The organism is Niallia sp. XMNu-256 (assembly GCF_036670015.1).
Lineage (GTDB): Bacteria > Bacillota > Bacilli > Bacillales > Cytobacillaceae > Bacillus_BD.
Map to the genome: position 1 here is coordinate 4,150,054 of NZ_CP137636.1, position 19,198 is coordinate 4,169,251.

At 37.5% G+C, this 19,198-nt stretch carries 17 protein-coding genes; 4 read left to right on the forward strand and 13 right to left on the reverse strand.

Translation table 11 applies throughout. The features are described 5' to 3' along the window. Positions 1-272 precede the first annotated feature (272 nt). The 6 genes from R4Z10_RS20830 to R4Z10_RS20855 form a co-directional block, all read right to left on the reverse strand. Complete coding sequence (locus R4Z10_RS20830) at positions 273-1,505, reverse strand: MFS transporter (protein ID WP_338473296.1); 1,233 nt, start codon at positions 1,503-1,505, stop codon at positions 273-275. A gap of 544 nt (positions 1,506-2,049) precedes the next feature. After that, positions 2,050-2,412, reverse strand: coding sequence for an SDR family oxidoreductase (locus tag R4Z10_RS20835; protein WP_338471184.1), 363 nt, complete (start codon positions 2,410-2,412; stop codon positions 2,050-2,052). Positions 2,413-2,596: 184 nt separating this feature from the next. After that, positions 2,597-2,947 (reverse strand): thiol reductase thioredoxin, encoded by a 351-nt coding sequence (locus R4Z10_RS20840; protein WP_338471185.1) that lies wholly within the window; start codon positions 2,945-2,947, stop codon positions 2,597-2,599. Positions 2,948-3,037: 90 nt separating this feature from the next. Then, entirely contained in the window at positions 3,038-5,365 is a 2,328-nt protein-coding gene (gene gshAB, locus R4Z10_RS20845; protein WP_338471186.1) for a bifunctional glutamate--cysteine ligase GshA/glutathione synthetase GshB, read from the reverse strand. Positions 5,366-5,468: 103 nt separating this feature from the next. Beyond that, complete coding sequence (gene fghA / locus R4Z10_RS20850) at positions 5,469-6,299, reverse strand: S-formylglutathione hydrolase (protein ID WP_338471187.1); 831 nt, start codon at positions 6,297-6,299, stop codon at positions 5,469-5,471. 4 nt (positions 6,300-6,303) lie between these two features. Continuing rightward, positions 6,304-7,419, reverse strand: coding sequence for an S-(hydroxymethyl)glutathione dehydrogenase/class III alcohol dehydrogenase (locus R4Z10_RS20855; RefSeq protein WP_338471188.1), 1,116 nt, complete (start codon positions 7,417-7,419; stop codon positions 6,304-6,306). Positions 7,420-7,704: 285 nt separating this feature from the next. Here R4Z10_RS20855 and R4Z10_RS20860 point away from each other — a divergent pair, with 285 nt between their 5' ends. After that, a complete protein-coding gene (locus R4Z10_RS20860; RefSeq protein ID WP_338471189.1) occupies positions 7,705-8,067 on the forward strand; it encodes a helix-turn-helix domain-containing protein in 363 nt (120 codons plus the stop codon). An 85-nt stretch (positions 8,068-8,152) separates the two neighbouring features. Here the strand turns inward: R4Z10_RS20860 and R4Z10_RS20865 are convergent, their stop codons facing one another. From R4Z10_RS20865 to R4Z10_RS20895, 7 genes are all read right to left on the reverse strand, one after another. Then, the gene (locus R4Z10_RS20865; protein WP_338471190.1) at positions 8,153-8,818 is read right to left on the reverse strand and encodes a hypothetical protein; all 666 of its coding nucleotides are present in this window, start codon (positions 8,816-8,818) and stop codon (positions 8,153-8,155) included. Positions 8,819-9,085: 267 nt separating this feature from the next. Then, positions 9,086-10,495 carry a GntP family permease gene (locus R4Z10_RS20870; RefSeq protein WP_338471191.1) on the reverse strand — a complete coding sequence of 470 codons (1,410 nt, stop codon included), beginning with the start codon at positions 10,493-10,495 and terminating at the stop codon, positions 9,086-9,088. Positions 10,496-10,642: 147 nt separating this feature from the next. After that, a complete protein-coding gene (dmpG, locus tag R4Z10_RS20875; RefSeq protein WP_338471192.1) occupies positions 10,643-11,644 on the reverse strand; it encodes a 4-hydroxy-2-oxovalerate aldolase in 1,002 nt (333 codons plus the stop codon). A gap of 29 nt (positions 11,645-11,673) precedes the next feature. Continuing rightward, complete coding sequence (locus R4Z10_RS20880) at positions 11,674-12,558, reverse strand: acetaldehyde dehydrogenase (acetylating) (protein ID WP_338471193.1); 885 nt, start codon at positions 12,556-12,558, stop codon at positions 11,674-11,676. A 36-nt stretch (positions 12,559-12,594) separates the two neighbouring features. Beyond that, the gene (locus R4Z10_RS20885; RefSeq protein ID WP_338471194.1) at positions 12,595-13,365 is read right to left on the reverse strand and encodes an IclR family transcriptional regulator; all 771 of its coding nucleotides are present in this window, start codon (positions 13,363-13,365) and stop codon (positions 12,595-12,597) included. A gap of 372 nt (positions 13,366-13,737) precedes the next feature. Next, positions 13,738-14,481 (reverse strand): RNA pseudouridine synthase, encoded by a 744-nt coding sequence (locus tag R4Z10_RS20890; protein WP_338471195.1) that lies wholly within the window; start codon positions 14,479-14,481, stop codon positions 13,738-13,740. Positions 14,482-14,659: 178 nt separating this feature from the next. Continuing rightward, positions 14,660-15,574, reverse strand: coding sequence for a MerR family transcriptional regulator (locus R4Z10_RS20895; RefSeq protein ID WP_338471196.1), 915 nt, complete (start codon positions 15,572-15,574; stop codon positions 14,660-14,662). A gap of 261 nt (positions 15,575-15,835) precedes the next feature. Between R4Z10_RS20895 and R4Z10_RS20900 the strand changes: the two genes are divergently transcribed. The 3 genes from R4Z10_RS20900 to R4Z10_RS20910 all read left to right on the forward strand — a co-directional run bounded on the left by R4Z10_RS20900 (position 15,836) and on the right by R4Z10_RS20910 (position 19,124). Continuing rightward, positions 15,836-16,903 carry an ABC transporter permease gene (locus R4Z10_RS20900; protein WP_338473297.1) on the forward strand — a complete coding sequence of 356 codons (1,068 nt, stop codon included), beginning with the start codon at positions 15,836-15,838 and terminating at the stop codon, positions 16,901-16,903. A gap of 3 nt (positions 16,904-16,906) precedes the next feature. Next, entirely contained in the window at positions 16,907-17,611 is a 705-nt protein-coding gene (locus R4Z10_RS20905; protein ID WP_338471197.1) for an ABC transporter ATP-binding protein, read from the forward strand. A 286-nt stretch (positions 17,612-17,897) separates the two neighbouring features. Then, a complete protein-coding gene (locus tag R4Z10_RS20910; protein ID WP_338471198.1) occupies positions 17,898-19,124 on the forward strand; it encodes an FAD-dependent oxidoreductase in 1,227 nt (408 codons plus the stop codon). The last annotated feature ends 74 nt before the right edge of the window (positions 19,125-19,198 follow it).

A 19,198-nucleotide genomic window follows, 5' to 3' on the forward strand; every position in this document is an offset into this window, starting at 1 on the left:
AACTTCGATTACTTTAGGAGATTAGGAATAAAAAAAGCTTCTTGCCATTTCTGACAAGAAGCTTTTTTTTCATAATGAAATACAGGGATCCTTTTACACGGGTCGCCCAGTAAGCATTATTATTTCCGCTGTCCTTGTCAGCCTCACGGGACTGAATTAAAGGTACCAGTATTTGATTAAACACATTATTGCAAGAAAATGATAGGTTGTCAACAGTATTTTTACACGTTAAAGTGAGGTACTAAAACTGCTTAAACTTATTACTGTTTCGTTTAGGTTAATTCAACCTGCCTTGTTTCTTTTCCAAAAAATGCTAGGACAATAACACCGATGACAATACTTACGCAAAAGATCGCAAAAATGAAGCCAATCGTATACCCTGCGGCAACAAGGGAACCGACAAGGAGCGGTCCAAGAATTCCCCCGACACGTCCAATGGATGCAGCCATCCCAGCCCCTGTCCCACGGATGACAGCCGGATATTGTTCAGGAGTATAAGCATACAGTGCACCCCATGCGCCAAGATTAAAGAATGATAAAAAGATCCCTGAAGCGATTAAAATTGCCGTTGTTTCTGCATTACCAAAAATAAATGCTGATCCTGCTGTCCCTAACAAATAGGTAACAAGTACAAACTTTCTCCCCATTCGTTCAATAAGCCATGCTGCCGTAAAATATCCTGGTAACTGAGCTAGTGTCATGATTAGTACATATTCGAAACTTTGAATCATACTGAAACCTTTCATTACCATAACACTTGGCAACCAGAGGAACATTCCATAGTATGAAAAAACAACGGTAAACCAAACTACCCAAAGGACAAAAGTAGATCGTGAATATTCCTTTGACCAAACATCTCGGATATTTTGACCTACTGACCGTTTCTCCGCCTTCTTTGGAGAAAATGCTGGAGAATCAGGAAGGTTTAGTCGTAGATAAATAGCATAAAAGGCGGGTAGCGCACTAAGGATTAATGCAAGCCGCCAGCCAAATGACGGGATAATAAAATAGGAAATTAGTGCTGCCAATAACCAGCCAAATGCCCAAAAGCTTTCAAGTAATACAACCACTCGTCCACGTTCCTTCGCTGAGACACTTTCTGAAACGAGCGTCGAAGCGACTGGTAATTCGCCGCCAAGCCCCATACCAATAAAAAAGCGTAGAACTAAAAAGGCAAATAGAGTAGTCGTAAATGCGGAAATACCACTGGCAATTGAAAATAATAATAAGGTAATAATAAAAATATTCTTTCTACCCATTCGATCTGCCCATAGTCCGAACAGAAATGCACCAACAGCCATTCCGATTGAGTTCACACTACCTATCCACCCCATTTGTTCTGGTGTCAAGTCCCAATCTACTTTTAGTGCAGCAATAATAAACGAAAGCATCCCAACATCCATTGCATCAAACATCCAACCAAGCCCTGCAATGCCGAGAAGCCTTCTCTGTGAAATTGATTTTTCTGCCACGTTGTCTACCTCCTGTGTCTTGACAGTTGTCATTACTAAATTACTATAATCATCATTCATTAAAAATACAAGGCTTTTTTAGTAGAAAGGATCATGATTATTCGTTTAAATTCGTCTCTGGCAGCCTTTGGATAAAGGAGGTATTTAAGAACTCATCTGAGTGGGGGCCCATAAGGCATTCTAAAGAGAATGGCGTTGAGAATTGGTTTTGATCGGTCTTATTAAATTTATGTTGCCCTATTATCACAGTCGTTAATCTACTCTTTCAACTCTACTTATGAGAACAAGAAAAACTGCAATAATTTTATGCTATTAAAGAATTTAAAAAGGCTTCTTGCCATAATAGACAAGAGGGCCTTAATTAAAAATAGACAATGGAAAACACCACATAAGTTAACTTAGGACAGGCAAATAGCCTACGCAAATTCCTTATTATTAGTGGATGACCATTCTATGTTACCGATGTACTACTTAGACTAAATACTTCTGCTTAACATAGAGCTGCTTCATTGAATTTCTCCTTAATAAAAAAAGGAAAGTCGCCATTTTACGGTTTGGGCAACTTTCCTTGAATCGATTAAAGAGCAGCAGCGCCACCATCAATTGAAATAATGGCACCATGAATATACGAGGACTCATCACTAAGTAGAAAGTCGACAACATCCGCAACTTCATGGGGTTGGCCTAACCTGCCCATTGGGACTGACTCAGCCATTTCTTTGATTGCTTCTGGAGGAAATGCCTTTACCATTGGTGTCTCATTCGTACCAGGAGCGATCACATTAATTCGGATATTTTCTCTCCCATATTCACCAGCAATGGTTTTAGTTAGACCGATAACAGCATGTTTTGTTGCTGAATAAGCGCCCAATGTAGGCATACCGACCATACCGCCAAGTGAAGCTGGATTCACGATCACTCCTCCGCCAGTTTTCAACATTTCATTAACGACAAATTATTTATTCAAGTAGTAATATACCCATTAACACCTTGTGAATATATGAGCATTCAATTTTATTATAGCATTAATTTGTAAAAAGAGGAGCGAATGACCAAAAATACGATTCACTCCTTTTTAAAATGATAAATAAGCGACAAGTACGCTCCTGTCGCTTCAAATTGATTTATTTATTCATAAAAGCTTTAATTTCCTCTTCTGGCATAGATGAATCACATTTCACGTTTACTGTGTCACCATTCGTATAGATGAAACCAGGAACCGTTGGAATGTCGTATTCATTACGGAAGGCTGTAATTCCTTCCATATCTGACTCTTCCACACTATTCACGTAATAGATGTGTGTATTCGTTTCTTCAGCGACTTTTTTTAATTTTTCAACGAATATTTGACAAAAAGGACATACTGCTTTGCCAATATAGATTACAGCTTCGCCTTCCCCTTTTACTAATTCCTGGGCTTTTGCAGAATCAATTTTATCAAAACTAGTTACAGTTTCTTCATAAGTAGAAATCATTGCTCAATCTCCTTTCAATATTACTTTTACCTCACCGTGCTTAGGACGAGGTTATTTATAATTGAGTTTGAACCTTACATCGTTTTATTATCAATCAACAGCTACCGTAGTAAATCCACGTCTTGTTAGTCGCATCCTTTTGGCTGAATTTAAGTCCTGATTTTGTTCTAGTTCAGGGAATAAATAATATAGAATATCCATCGTTAAACGGCGTGACTCTCCCTTATATGGATAAATATGCATATACATGGATGGATTAAAGTTTGCCTCAATGATTCCATAAGCATTTTTATCAGCAGCAGGAACTTCTGTATTTTCAATAATTAAATCAATCCCACAAATTTTCACCCCGAGTGCAGCGACTGCATCTACGGCTATTTTCTTATAATCATCTGGAATTTGATCGGTCACATCAATTGAATCTCCGCCTGTACTAACATTGGAATTCTCGCGCAAATAGACAATTTTATCTTTTGGTGGAATCGAATCCATTCGATATCCTTGAGATTTAAGCATAAGATTTTCCAATTCACCTAATTGTATAGTTTCCAAAGGTGTTCGATGATCTCTTCCTCTTAACGGGTCCTGATTCTTTTCCATGACTAACTCTTCAATTGTGTGTTTACCATCTCCTACAACATTCGCAGGTACTCTTAATAAAACAGCCAAAACTTTATCATGCAACACGAAAAAGCGATATTCTGTTCCTTTAATAAACTCTTCTATTAACACAGATGAATCTTCTTTAAATGCCAGAGTGAGTGCCTTTTGATAATCTTCATAATTTGCGCCTTCTTTGAAGATCGATATTCCTAATCCATAGTTAGTCGTTTTTGGTTTCACAACAAAGGATTTACTGGAAAAGAGATCATAGGAACGCAAAGCCTGTTCTATTGTCTGAAATTCCTCACCTTTCGGCACACGAAATCCATGTTGGTGGAGAATTTTCTTTGTTACGGTTTTATTTTCCATAATTTTAGTAGCCACATAAGTATCTTTACTTGTCATATTCCCACTTTTTACATATTCAACATGATCTTTTAATTGAAGCCTTAAAAATTGATCTTGTCGATCCAAAATTTCTACCTTAATTCCTTGCTGTATGGCATCAAACATTAAAATTTGAGTGGACAACTCCATATCAGTATATCCTGCCAATTCATAAGGTTTTTCCCATGATTTTTTATAATTTTCTTTCGCTATTGACGTAGCCAATTGACTTTGCCGGCTTTTTTCACTTTCTGTATAAAGTCTTCCAGCTAAAGTTTGACTTGGGTCCATTAACATTTCTCTCAGATGAGTAAATAACTTTCCTGAAATCGTCAAGTCTAAGGTTTCTACTAAATGTTCCATCTCATCAATCAAATTTTGAGCATCTCGTTTAAATTGTGTGTGCGCTAATGGATGCTCAAGAGCCACGATATCATTGTAAGTATCACCTTGTTTTACCCAATCATCACAATGATCCCCTTCATCTTTCCATAGTAAATAAAGTAAGAAAAGATGGAGAAATTCTACTTGTTCAGAACTAATTCCATAAGTTTCAAAGGGGTTTAAATCTATATTGCGCAATTCAATATAGTTAACACCGTTTTCCAAATCTGAAACATGATTGCCGCCTCTTAAACGAACCGGTGAATAAAATTCTTTCTCTTCTGATAGAAGCCCTTTTTTAACCATCATGGATAGATCTGATAGATACTTTTGTATACTGCTATAGGAGACTTGAACATCATCAGAATTGGTATACCCATATTTACTGTTTCTAATGCTTCTTACGGCCACATTCAAGGAATTATCTTCAAAGAAATTCTTTTCACTAAGAGGAGAAGCTCCAAAAAGGTAAATCACTAACCACCGATAGTGGAGATAATTTCTTGTGACTTTTAGATAAACCTCTGCTTTAAATTTTTGGTAATCTTCTATCTCCGATTGTAAGCTGAATAATGCTCTAATTAACTCTTCACTAAATTCAAAGTTGAAATGGATTCCGCTTATCATTTGTTTACGACGGCCATATGAGTCTGATAAAGTTTGGCGGTATTTGACATTCTCAACATTTTTCAATTTCGCAATCACAATGTCTTCTTCTTTTTCTGGTAACTGTGGCGGGATGCTTAATGGCCATAGCATTTCATTCTCATCCAAAGAACGATAAGCAACATCATGGATTGCCGCTAAGTAATCAAATAGATCCTTTATTGTCTCAGTAACAGGTGTGATTAATTCCAGCTGTGTTTCCGCAAAGTCCCGCTGAATATATGGGTGATCATCTCTTATGCCAAGACTTTTTGGATGATCAGTTTTAGCTAAATTTCCTGATAAGTCCACTCGATGACTTTCTTTTTCTATCCCATAGCGGGCTTTTAATAAGTATGGTTTTACCCGGTCATTGGCTAACATTTCTTTAAAATCCATCGTTGCTATCCCTCCCAACTAACCATCTACCAAACAAATTTCTTTGTCAAATAAATGAGTCAGAAAAATATCCACATTTACAAGCAATGTGGATATTTTTGAATTATCTTAAGTACTTCACATGGAAAGCGAAATGGTCTTCTAAGAAAGAAGCTATAAAGAAATAGCTGTGATCATAGCCTTCCACTTTCTCGTAATTTACTTCGTTATTTTCCTTAGCATTCTGTAAAAAATAAGTTTCATCCAATTGTTCTGGATAAAAATTATCTTCAGTACCTTGGGTAATATGAATTGGGGGCATGCCTACTTCCTTAATCAATTCGGAAGAATCCCATTCTTTCCAAGAAGCTTGATCTTCACCTAAATAAGTGGAGAAAGCTTTCTTACCCCATGGCACTCTGCTTGGGCTTAAAATAGGAGAAAAAGCAGAAATCGCTTTGAATCTCTCTTTATTTTTCATGCCAATTACTAAAGCGCCATGACCTCCCATTGAGTGGCCCATAATGCTTTCTTGTCCTGAAAAGTTTGGTACTAATGTTGATGCAATAGCTGTTAACTCATTTACAATATATGTGTACATGTGATAATGCTTTGCCCATGGGTCCTGTGTCGCATTTAAATAAAAACCCGCGCCTTGTCCAAGATCCCATGCTTCATCGTCAGCCACATGTTCTCCACGTGGTGAAGTATCAGGAATCATGACTGCTACTTGATATTTTTCAGCCAATCGTTGAAATCCGCTTTTTTGACTAAAATTATCATCTGTACAAGTTAAACCAGATAACCACCAAATAAGGGGAATTTTTTTCTCGTCTTTATTTGATGGCAAGTAGATACTAAATGTCATATCACATTGTAATACTTCTGAATAATGTCTGTATTTACATTGTTCCCCGCCAAAAGAGAGGCGTTTTTCAATAAGCTCAAGACTCACTTTCTCACTCTCCATATGTTAAAGTTGTACGGATGGACTCCCCTTTATGAAGCAAATCGAACGCCTTATTGATGTCATTAAAGTCTAAGTTGTGTGTGATAAATGACTCTAAATCAATTTTACCGTTCATATAATCTTCAACCATTCCTGGTAGTTCGGTTCTTCCTTTCACACCACCAAAGGCTGATCCGCGCCATACGCGACCTGTTACTAATTGGAATGGGCGAGTACTAATCTCTTTACCTGCGCCTGCTACACCGATAATTACACTTTCGCCCCAGCCTTTATGACAACATTCAAGAGCAGATCTCATTACTTCAACATTTCCAATACACTCGAAGCTATAATCGACTCCTCCATCCGTCATTTCGACGATAACTTCTTGAATTGGCTTATCAAATTTAGAAGGATTGATAAAATCAGTCGCTCCCATTTTCTTAGCTAACTCGAACTTATCCTCATTTAAGTCAATCGCAATAATTCGACTTGCTTTTGCTTGAACCAAACCTTGAATAACAGCTAATCCAATTGCTCCAAGGCCAAATACAGCTGTTACAGCTCCTTCTTCCACTTTAGCTGTCTTGTGTACAGCCCCAATCCCTGTAGTAACCCCGCATCCAAAAAGATAAACTTTATCAAGTGGAGCCTCAGGGTCAATTTTTGCTAAAGAGACTTCCGAAACAACCGTATATTCACTAAATGTACTTGTTCCCATGTAATGATAAATCGGTTCTCCATTGTAAGAGAAACGAGTGGTTCCGTCAGGCATTAAACCTTTCCCTTGAGTTTCTCGAACAGCACTACATAAGTTTGTTTTACCGGAACGACAGAATTTACATTCTCCACATTCAGCCGTATATAGTGGAATGACATGGTCTCCAGGTTTTACTGAAGTCACTTCATCTCCTACAGCAACGACAACACCCGCACCTTCGTGGCCGAGTACAGCAGGGAATACGCCTTCTGGATCATCACCTGATAGTGTAAATGCGTCTGTGTGGCACACAGAAGTATGTAACATTTTTACTAATACCTCTTTTGCCTTTGGTTCCTCTACATCGATTTCTACAATTTTAAGTGGTTCTCCTGGTCCAAACGCAACAGCAGCTCTACTTTTCAAATGAATCCCTTCCTTCCCTTTATCTAAGATCTATAGTTATATTTTTCCACATTGTTATTCACAATTCAATACTGACAATATTGTCACTATAGTCAAAATAACAATATAATGGTATGAATAAGGTGATTCTCCTAATTTAATTCAAATAGAAGTTTACTATTCATGTATACCCTTTTTCTTTTGCCTTAATTTACTTTTCCATAATTGCATAATATAATTCATCAAACAATACTGACATTTTTGTCAGTAAAGAAATAATAACGACAGTAAAGGGGATAAAACTAGATGGTTATTGATTATAAAGACAAAACTTTTTTTACTAGCAAAGATTTAGCTTTATCAGTCATTGGGGGACGTTGGAAAATAGCCATTATTTGGTGTTTACTCCAACAATCTCCATTAAGGTTAAGCGAAATACAAAAATACCTTCCCGATGTCAATCAGCGTATGTTAATTAGACAATTAAGGGAATTAGAAGAAGATCATATCATTACTAGAGTTGTATATCCGGTTGTCCCTCCTAAAGTGGAATATCAACTAAGTGAAATTGGTTTACGCCTTGAGCCAGTTGTCACTTCCATTTGTACTTGGGGAGATCATTTTAGAGCATTCTTGGAAGAAGATGCTGACAAAAAACCGGATGAATAATAAACTTTATAATTTAAGTGAAAATAAAGGACACGAAATGATATAGGTGACTGACTGGAGGTGGAAATTTCCCACCTCCTTTTTTTTAGATTTTACTTCTTCCTACACGATTTAACATCTCAAGATATTGTCTATCACCAAGTCCATAATGGGTAAATTCCACAATTAATTTAGATACAAGCATTTCTTCGGATAAGTTTTTGAACTTGTTAATATAACGAATAAGTTCACTGTTTTGACTAAGATAATTTAAGTATAATTCAATTCCACTTTTTAAAAAAGCTGGAAGGATATGTTTGGGCATTTCCTTTCGAATCAACACTTTTTTGTAAATAGAATAATATCCTTCAGCTTTCAATGATAAATGATCCATAAGTTCATATTTATCTCCGACTATATGTAATTCAATTTCCCCCTTATAGTCTGTCTGATCTAACCAGCCAAGAATAGTAAGAACATTGATTTGGCAAAACATATCTACATCAAACCATAATGAGAGATGGGTGAAGTTTTTATCTAAGAAGAGCTTGAGTGGCTTTAAAGTAATTTCTGTATATTGTTCAAGTGTAACATGATGAACCTTAGCACGTACTTGGCTGAATTGAGGTGAAAAAATATCGTCATTCGTGTCTCCATAACACATGGCTTCATTAAAAGGAATCAATAATTCTCCATCAAGAAAATGGGTCCTTTTAAAATAATCATACATGGATTGGCCATTTAATAGGTGTAATGTCCTGTTTTGAGTCATAAATTCATCTCCTGTCAGCAGTGATTGGCTATTCATTTAATAACTTTACGATTGGATATGTAGGGGCAATATGGTTGGGGCTTATTGGAAATATTCTAGTAGCTGAGACTCTAATTTTCATGGGGGTCCTCCTTTTTACACGTTTAGTTTGACTATTCTAACAAGATTGTGACTATAAATCTATTAGTAGTTAGATCAACCTTTTTTATGACTGTATTTATAAAAAATAGGCATTCCTGATCTAATCTGGAATGCCAAATGAAATATTTAAATAATACCTGTCAGCAAGTATACGGCAATAATGAAGAAAGCCGCAATTGTTTTAATAATCGTAATCGCAAAGATATCTTTATAGGACTGCTTATGAGTTAAACCTGTAATAGCTAGCAAAGTGATAACAGCTCCGTTATGTGGAAGTGTATCCATACCACCAGAGGCCATTGAAATAACTCGGTGCATAACCTCAAGCGGGATATCAAATTGATTTGCTAGTTTAATATACGTTTCACTCATCATGCCTAATGTAATGGCAATACCCGCAGAAGCTGACCCAGAAATAGCGGATAAGACATTCGTTGTTACCGCTCCATTAACTAACGGATGACCGAACACAGATGCGATGCCATCTCTTGCTATTTTAAAGCCAGGCAAGTTTGAAATGACTGCACCAAACCCATATTCTGTTGCCGAGTTCATAATGGCAAGAAGGGCACCGGCCACACCAATTTTTGTACCTTCCTTAAAGTCCATAACCACTGGTTTGTGGTTATAAAGGATGGTCGCAAGAATACCTACAATTAAAGCAATTTCAACTGACCAAATCCCTACGACTTTCGAGGTTTCAATGCTTGGAAAAGCTAGACCGATCGCCTCAAAGTCAAATCCGTTTGGATACCACTTAGGGATAATGGTTGTAAAGGTTTTATTCAATACTGCAACAAGGATCACTGGGACGAATGCAAAGATTCTGCGTCCGACACTCTCGTGTGCATTTAAATCAATCTCTGTGACATTTTCTTCTTTAATGGTTCCAAATGAATCATAGCCTTCACCAGCTTTTTGAGCTTTCTTTCGTTGTGATTCTAAATACCACATACCTAAAGCAAAGATAAAGATCGCACCGATAATCCCAAGAGTTGGTGCTGAGTAAAGATCTGTTTTAAAAAACGTAGTCGGAATAACGTTTTGCACTTGGGGAGAGCCTGGAAGCGCATCCATTGTAAAGGTGAATGAGCCAAGTGCAATTGTACCGGGAATTAAGCGCTTAGGAATATTTGAATCTCTGAACAAATGTCTTGCAAATGGATACACAGCAAATGCAACTACGACTAAGCTAACACCACTGTATGTTAGAATGGATGCAAGCAATACGATGACAAGCATCGCTCGTTTTTGACCAACGATTTTAATTAAAGTTGTAGCAATACTCCTTGCAAGTCCTGACATTTCAACTACTTTACCAAATAATGCTCCCAGTAGGAAAATTGGAAAATACAATTGAATGTATTCTACCATTTTGCCCATAAATACATTGGAGTACCAAGGCAGTATCCATGCTGGTTCAGTTAGTAATACAGCAAACAAGGCGCACAGTGGTGCAAAAATGATTACTGTAAAGCCGCGGTAGGCAATGAACATCAGCATACCGAGTGCCAATAGAATTATAATTAGTTCCATTTCATTTCTCCTCAATGTATGACTTATTTTTTAGTAATAAAGAAAATAATAGCGTCTATATTCGTTTTATTTCATAGTCTATGAAGAAAAAAGACTCTAGCTTTCCCTCCATAGACATATCGATAGGTTAATCCTAAAATAATATTTTTATTTCTTGGCAATCTCAGCTGCGACATCAACAATCATATCTTCTTGTCCGCCAACAACCTTACGTTTACCTAACTCTATTAAAATATCACGAGAATCGACACCAAATTTCTCGGCAGCACGTTTAGCGTGAAGGGCAAAGCTTGAATATACTCCAGCATAGCCAAGTGTCAGACTGTCTCTCGTAATTTCTTGAGGAACCTGGAGGATCGGTGCCACAATGTCTTCAGCCAAATCCATCATTTTATATAAGTCAATGCCTGTTTTAATTCCCATACGCTCTAGGACTGCAATAAGCACTTCTGTTTGTGTATTACCAGCACCGGCACCTAAGCAACGGACACTGCCGTCAATTCTTGTAGCGCCTTCTTCAATCGCTGCAAGTGTGTTAGCCATTGCCAAGGACAGGTTGTTATGACCATGGAAGCCAACTTCAATACCAACTGATTGTTTCAAAGCGCGAATTCGTTCACGAACTTGATTAGGTAGCAAATAACCAGCTGAATCAACCATGTAAACCGAATCAGCCCCATAGCTTTCCATTAGTTTTGCCTGCTCAACCAGCTTCTCAACAGGAGCCATATGGCTCATCATTAGAAAGCCAACTGTTTCCATTCCTAGTTCCTTCGCATATGCAATATGTTGTGGTGCGACATCTGCTTCTGTTACATGTGTTGCAATACGTGCCATTTTTGCTCCTAGATTTGCCGCTTCCTTTAGTTCATGAAGGGTTCCAATTCCAGGTAAAAGCAGGACTGCAATCTTTGATTTATCTGCTACTGAAACAGCTGCTTCAATTAATTCCATTTCATTTGTGCGAGAAAGTCCATATTGCAGGGAAGAACCAGCTAGTCCATCCCCATGTGAAACTTCAATATAAGGCACGTTCGCATCATTTAATGCCTTAGCAATTTTCAGTACTTGATCAACAGTATATTGATGGGCAACCGCATGGCTACCGTCACGTAATGCCACTTCGGTAATTAAAATATCTTGTGTCATGATTTATGAACCCCTTCCTTTGCTTACTTTTATTTTTTCGCTAATAGATTTTTTGCAAACTCTTCAGCAATTCTGACGCCGGCAGCTGTCATGATATCAAGGTTGCCGGAATATTTAGGCAGGTAATCCCCTGCACCTTCAACTTGAAGGAAGATTGTGACTTTATTGCCTTCGAAAATTGGCTCTGTTCTAAGTTTATAGCCTGGAACATACGATTGGACGACTTGAATCATTTCATCAATTGATTTCCGAATAGCTTGCCCATTCATCGTGCCTTCTTTAACAAGTGTGTAGACGGTATCGCGCATCATGATTGGCGGCTCAGCTGGATTCAAGATCATAATCGCTTTTCCTTTGTCCGCACCCCCAACAACTTCAATCGCACGAGATGTCGTTTCCGTGAATTCATCAATGTTTGCACGCGTTCCCGGACCTGCACTTCGGCTTGAAATGGTGGCAACAATTTCTGCGTATTCAACTGGACTTACTCGGTTAACAGCGTGAACCATAGGAATCGTAGCCTGACCGCCACATGTAATTAAATTAATATTGTCTTTTTCAATATGTTCTTCAATATTTACTGCAGCACATACATAGGGACCAACTGCCGCAGGTGTCATATCAATAACCTTGATTCCCGCTTCTTTTAACACCTTTGCATTGTAAAGATGAGCTTTAGCAGATGTGGCATCAAATACAATATCTGCTTTAAGATTAGGTTCAGCCAAGAATCCATCGATTCCTGTGTCAACAGCGGCATAACCCATTTCCCTCGCACGTGCTAATCCGTCTGATTGTGGATCAATTCCAATTACAGCTGTTAACTCTAACAACTCAGACCGTCCAAGTTTAATCATTAAATCTGTACCAATGTTCCCTGAACCGAGAACAGCAACTTTAACTTTTGATGACATAAATATTCTCCTCTCCATGCTCTATGTTTCTCTGATTTAATTGTTTTCCTTATAACCCAATCGCCTTGAAATTTCGGCGGCAGCCTCTTTAATACCAGCAATCACTTTTGGGAGCTTTTCTTCATCGAGCCTTGTCTTTGGAGCGGCACAACTGATGGAGGAAACAACCTTGCCTTCATGGTTAAAAATAGGTGCTGCAATACACTTAAGCCCTACTTCAATTTCCTCATCATCAATGGCATAGCCCTGTTCCCGGACACTAGCCAAGTGATTTTTGATTTGCTCTATATCGGTTAATGTAAATTCCGTAAACGGTTTCAAATCAGCTTTTAATAAAAGACGATCGACCTCATCCTCACTCAGATGTGCAAGGATCGATTTCCCTACTCCTGTACAATAGACCGGTGCTCGTTTCCCAATTTGGGAGTAAATTGTAAGTGCCCTAGGACCTTCCAATTTTTCAATATAAATGATCTCATCACCCTCAAAAATAGTAAGGTGAACCGTTTCATGTAGCTCTTCAACAAGCTTACGGATAATCGGCTTGGCAATATTTCCAACATCTAGCTGCTTGCTCACGAAATTGCCTAGTTGTAAAAGCTTAATTCCTAACTGATATTTTTGATTTTCTGGATTTTGCTGCAAGTAGCCCCTGTGCTCGAGAGTCTTAATAAGTCCGTGAACGGTACTTTTCGAAAGCCCAAGGTAATCACTAATTTCTTTAATGCTTAATTCCGGGTAAGTACCCACAAATAATTCAAGAATATCTGCTGCCCTTGCAACTGATTGAATCAAACGCTCAGCCATTGGCATCCCCCTATCATTCGACATTGTCGAATGTCGTTCGCATTTTTGTTTTGTTTACGATTTGATTCTAATTGCTACTAAATACTTTGTCAATATAATTTATTTCTAAAATCCCCATTTTAATAGATTATATGTTGTTAATTCCTCATTCATTTTGCTAGTTGGTTATAAACCCTAATATATGCACTAGAAGGGGGTATCGCCTTTAAAACAAAAAATACCTGTCTCCTTTTGGAAACAGGTATTTTTATTTTAAGCAGGAGTGGGATGTCAGATAAACCCGCTTTAATAATGTAAATTAGATATATCAAAATAACTTTTGTAATTTTTCGTTAATTAGTTTTTATTTCCATACCCACGCCTTGTTGTCTCTTAATCTATATAACTAAGCAGTCCCTCAATTGCAAAGTCTTCACCAGTTTGCTTGCCTTCTCTATCCTTACAAGTCTCCCATAAATTCCATGGGTAAATACTAGATGGGAGGGAATAAGCTCCTATTGGTTCCTTCTTAACAGGATGGTCGAAATAGAGCGAATGAGCCCATAGGGCAAGTTGTTGTCCAGGTTTATTACGACTTTCACCATATTTTTGGTCCCCGTATATCGGATTTCCCATGGTTGAAAGCTGAACACGGATTTGATGGGGCCTCCCCGTATGGAGGTTCACAGAGAGTAAACTTAACCCTTTTTTCGATTCAATAATCTCGTAATCTAGTACGGCCTTTTTTGCCTTTGGGTGATTAGATGAAACAACGGACACCTTATTTTTTTGATTATCTTTATGGAGATAATGCACAAGCTGCCCCCTTTTCTTATTCGGGGTTCCATGAACAACCGCCAAATAATTCCGTTCGATCACATGTCTACGTATCATATCTGACAATCTAGATGCAGCCTTTGAAGTTTTTGCAAACACCATGGCACCACCAACGGGGCGGTCCAGACGGTGTACAAGTCCTAAATAAACATTCCCAGGCTTTTGGTAACGTAGTTTCAAATCTTTTTTTAGCATGGTTAACAAATCATTGTCCCCACTACGATCTGCTTGTACAGGTATATTAATCGGTTTTTCCACCAAAAGTAGATGATTATCCTCGTATAATATTGGTATTTTCATAGATTAGTGTCTCCTTAAAGCATAATGTTTCTATCATAACATTTATTAATTGATAATCACCATTTTCCTTTTGTTCCCAAAGAAGCGCACTAAATTTTTAGAGAAATAATGTTATTTCTTTATCTCTTTTTACAAAAAATAACCACCTATTCTAAATATAGGTGGGCGAGATTTACTATTATAAAATATCTTCGATTGAATTGGTTACATGTATAGCCTGTAATTTATCGTGAAGGTGATAGGTAACTGCTCCTAGCCCACCAAGATAGAAAGCGATATTTTTTTGCTGTGCGGCAAATTGATCCAATCTTTGCAGCAGTTGGGAGTCTGTTTCAAATGGGATCGTCGTTGTAGCAGACAATAAAACCACATCCGGTTTTAATTTGGATATGAGTGACTCAATTGCCCCAGGAGCAGGGGATGCTCCAATTAACTGAGTTCTCCACCCTTTCATCATGAACTGTAATAGGACTAGATGTAATGGGACTTCATGTTGTTCATGGGGCAAACATGCTCCGAGTACAAAGGGGGCATTTTCCCGATAGTGATAATTTCTCCGAATTTGAATTAAAAAATCCCTTACAACTAAACTGGATACGGATTCCTGATATTCATCCCACTCGCGACTTTCCCACTTCTTACCGACCTCTTTTAAGAAAGGAATAACGATATCAGTTAAAAAACACTCTAGCCCGACATGATGATACGCTTGTTGTAAAATTAAACTTAATTCAATTTCATTACAATGACTCCCTTTTTCGAGAAGCTGAAGGACATACTCATTCCACTGCCCGTAATCAAGCAAATTCCCTTTTTCAAAGAGTGGTTCGGCTGCTTCGCGGTCTTCAACACTCTCTTTTACAAGAAGGGCGGCTTGTTTAAGTGAGTGACCTTGTTCTGAAAGCGATTTGACGTTTAAAAGAATTTTGACATCCTGTTGACTATATACTCTATAACCATTCCCTAAACGTTCTGGTTGAATAATTCCATACCGCTCTTCCCACTTTCTAATCACTTGTTTTGATAATCCGGTCATATCTGCAACTTGTTGAATGGTGAATACTGCTTTTCCCTTTCCAGTTACTTCAAACATTTCTCTTCCATCTCCTTAATACCTTATCGGAGTCCTGTAGATAAAGTTAGTATAACGAAAACTTAAACCTTGTACAATGTTTCTGTAATAAGATTATACAACATTCAATATATATGATATGAATTTAATAAAAAACACCCTATTTTATGTATAATGTTTTCATAAAAATAGTTATACAAACAATTGACAATTATAATTGTCTTCGTTAATAATTAAATGAAAATAACAATTAATCATTTGAATGAAAAAGGAAGTGAAATGGTGTTTTTAGCATGGCAGGAAATTAAAAAGAATAAATTGCGCTTTACCTTAATTACAGGTATTTTGATGCTTGTTTCCTATCTAGTATTTTTTCTCTCTGGGCTTGCGACTGGACTTGCTAGCTTAAATAGGGAGGCTGTTGATAAATGGGAGGCATCGGCGATTATCCTTACCGAGGAATCTGATAAAAGCCTGTATCAATCATTTATGTCGATCGATCAGCTAAAAGATATTCATGCTGAAAAAGCAGCTGTACTTGGTCAGCTTAATGCCATTATAAGCAACGGTACGAATAAAAAAAATATCTCTCTATTTGGAATTAACAAAGAGGAATTCCTAATGCCAAATGTCATTGAGGGGAGGACATTTGAACAAGCGAATGAAGTGATTGCTGATGATTCGCTTAAAGACAATGGATTCAATCTAGGAGATACATTAACCTTATCCTCTAGTGACCAACAATTAACGATTGTTGGCTTTACAGATCAAGCACGTTTTAATGCTGCACCTGTTCTCTATACAGACCTTTCAACTTTCCATCAAGTTAAATTTGGTGAGACTGCTGAACAGAATAAAGATCAAATAAACGCCATCGTTATTGGAGATAAGTCCATTTCAAATCTTACCGAAAACACTGAGTTGGATTCCATTGAAATTGAAACATTTATTGAAAGTTTACCTGGCTATACAGAACAAAAACTAACCTTAAATTTTATGATTTACTTTCTATTTGCTATATCATCGATCATCGTAGCCATTTTCTTATATGTGTTGACCGTACAGAAGATCAGTATGTTTGGAGTCATGAAGGCACAAGGAATTTCCAGCTCTTATTTATCCTGGTCTGTTGTCGCACAAACCTTTATTTTAGCATTGATCGGGACAGGGCTAGGATTTGTTTTAACACTCATTTCAGGAGCTTTCCTGCCAGCAGCTGTTCCTGTTTCGTTTGACCTGGCCTTGATGGGATTCTACGGGTTCATCCTAATGGTTGTTGCCACTCTTGGTGCTGTATTTTCAGTATTAACGATTGTTCGAATAGACCCACTGAAAGCGATTGGAGGATAAACGATGGCAGTATTAGAGTTACATGGGGTAAAGAAAAGTTATGGGGATGGACATAAAAAAGTTGATGCCTTGAAGGAAACAAGCTTTCTTGCTGAACGAGGGGAATTAATTGCCATTATTGGCCCGTCAGGATCGGGAAAAAGTACCTTCCTCACGATTGTTGGGGGATTATTATCCCCCTCATCAGGGGATGTAATCATCAATGGGCAAGTAATTACAGCTTTAAATGAAAAGAAACGTTCACAAATTCGACTTAAGGAAATTGGATTTGTGTTACAAGCATCCAACTTAGTTCCCTTTCTCACTGTTGCTAATCAATTGAAACTATTAGATAAAGTTAAAAAAGGGAATATGACAAAAAAGGAACGGGACGAACTTTATGAGGAATTAGAGATTGCTGACTTACTCATGAAATACCCTTCCGATCTATCCGGAGGTCAACGCCAGCGTGTAGCGATAGCAAAGGCGCTTTATAGCAACCCTTCGATTATTTTAGCTGATGAACCTACTGCTTCCCTTGACTCAGATCGTGCTTTTGAAGTGATGGAGCTATTAAAAAAGGTAACAAAGCAGAAAAAAACAACGACGATTGTAGTCACCCATGATATTCGGCTTGTTGGTTATTGTGATAAGGTTTATAAAATGACAGATGGCGTTCTTTCGGAGACAATGGAGGAACATCTTAAAAATCCACAAACCTCATTTTAAGAGAAAAATTGAACATAGAATGGATTTAATTAGAAACGAAAAGGTAGCTCTGACCCATTATAGGTAAGCTACCTTTTATTGTTAACTTTATGCTCTCCCATCCCCTCGTTTAGCAAAACAGAAAAATTAGGGGGACGTTTTTTTTTTAAAAAACACTCATACAAACTTCGCTTTATTGCTCCTTATATGTATCACTTTCAAAGCACACTCCAGTGGCCATTTATGCATGTATAAAATCTGTCTGGTTATATTAACATTATACTTTTATGAAACTGGGAGGATATAAATGAATTTACACTCTGGAACCTATTATTGGCCCATGACCTTTCCTGATGCCCCAACATACCCAGCATTAGAAGAAGATTTATCTTGTGATGTATTAATCATTGGGGGTGGTAGCTCTGGTGCACAGTGTGCCTATTATCTTGCTGATACTAATTTAGATGTAGTTGTCATTGAAAAAGGAAAAATCGGCAGTGGGAGCACGAGTACAAATACAGCCATCATTCAATACTCCGGTGAAAAAATGTTTACAGATCTGATTAACACCTTTGGAGGGGATTACATTGAAAGGCATTTACAATTACTAAAAGAAGCAATTAATGAAATAGAGGCAGCCTCAAAGAACGTGACCATTGATTGTGAATTCGAGAGAAGGGATACTCTGTATTCCGCTAGCAGTACAGAAGACGTTGAAAAGCTGAGAAAGGAATATGAATTTTTAAAGAAATATAACTTTGAACTTGCTTTTCTAACAAAGGAAGAGATTGAAGCAAAATATCCTTTCAGCAGAGAAGCTGCCATTTATTCGTATGATGATGCAGAAGTCAATCCTTTCAAATTCACTCATGCACTATTAGATTATGCAGCAAAGAAAGGAATCCGTGTATTTGAGAATACAGAAATGAACGGTCATCATTACGATGAAGAACAAGGAAAGATGATTATCTCTACAAAGGGCAAACATTCTATACAAGCACGCTATGTTATTTTTGCAGCAGGTTATGAAGGAATGGATATCAAAAAAGAGAAGAAGGCTTCCTTTGTTAGTACATATACGGTAACAACCAATCCTGTCGAGGATTTTTCGGATTGGTATAATCGAACCCTTATTTGGGAAACCGCTCGTCCTTATTTATATATGCGTACGACAAAAGATAATCGAATCATCATCGGCGGACTTGATGATAATACGACATCCCCTGAAGATCGTGATAGTAAACTGATTTACAAAAAAAATAAACTAATCGAAGAATTTAATAACATGTTCCCTACCATTAAAGTGCAGCCAGAATATTACTTAACTGCATTTTATGGTGGAACATTGGATGGGATTCCGATTATCGGTCAGTACGAAGAATATCCTAATAGCTATTTTCTATTGGCCTTTGGTGATAATGGAACCGTTTATAGCCAAATGCTAGCAAGGATTATTGTAAAGGAGATTGTTACAGGGAACTGTTCAGATTTAGCTCTCTATTTACAAGAGCGCCCTTTATTAAATAAAGCATAAAAAAGTGGGAAAGAATTTTTTCCCACTTTTTTATTTTTAAGTACAAAAGAGATGAACAATAATGTCCATCTCTT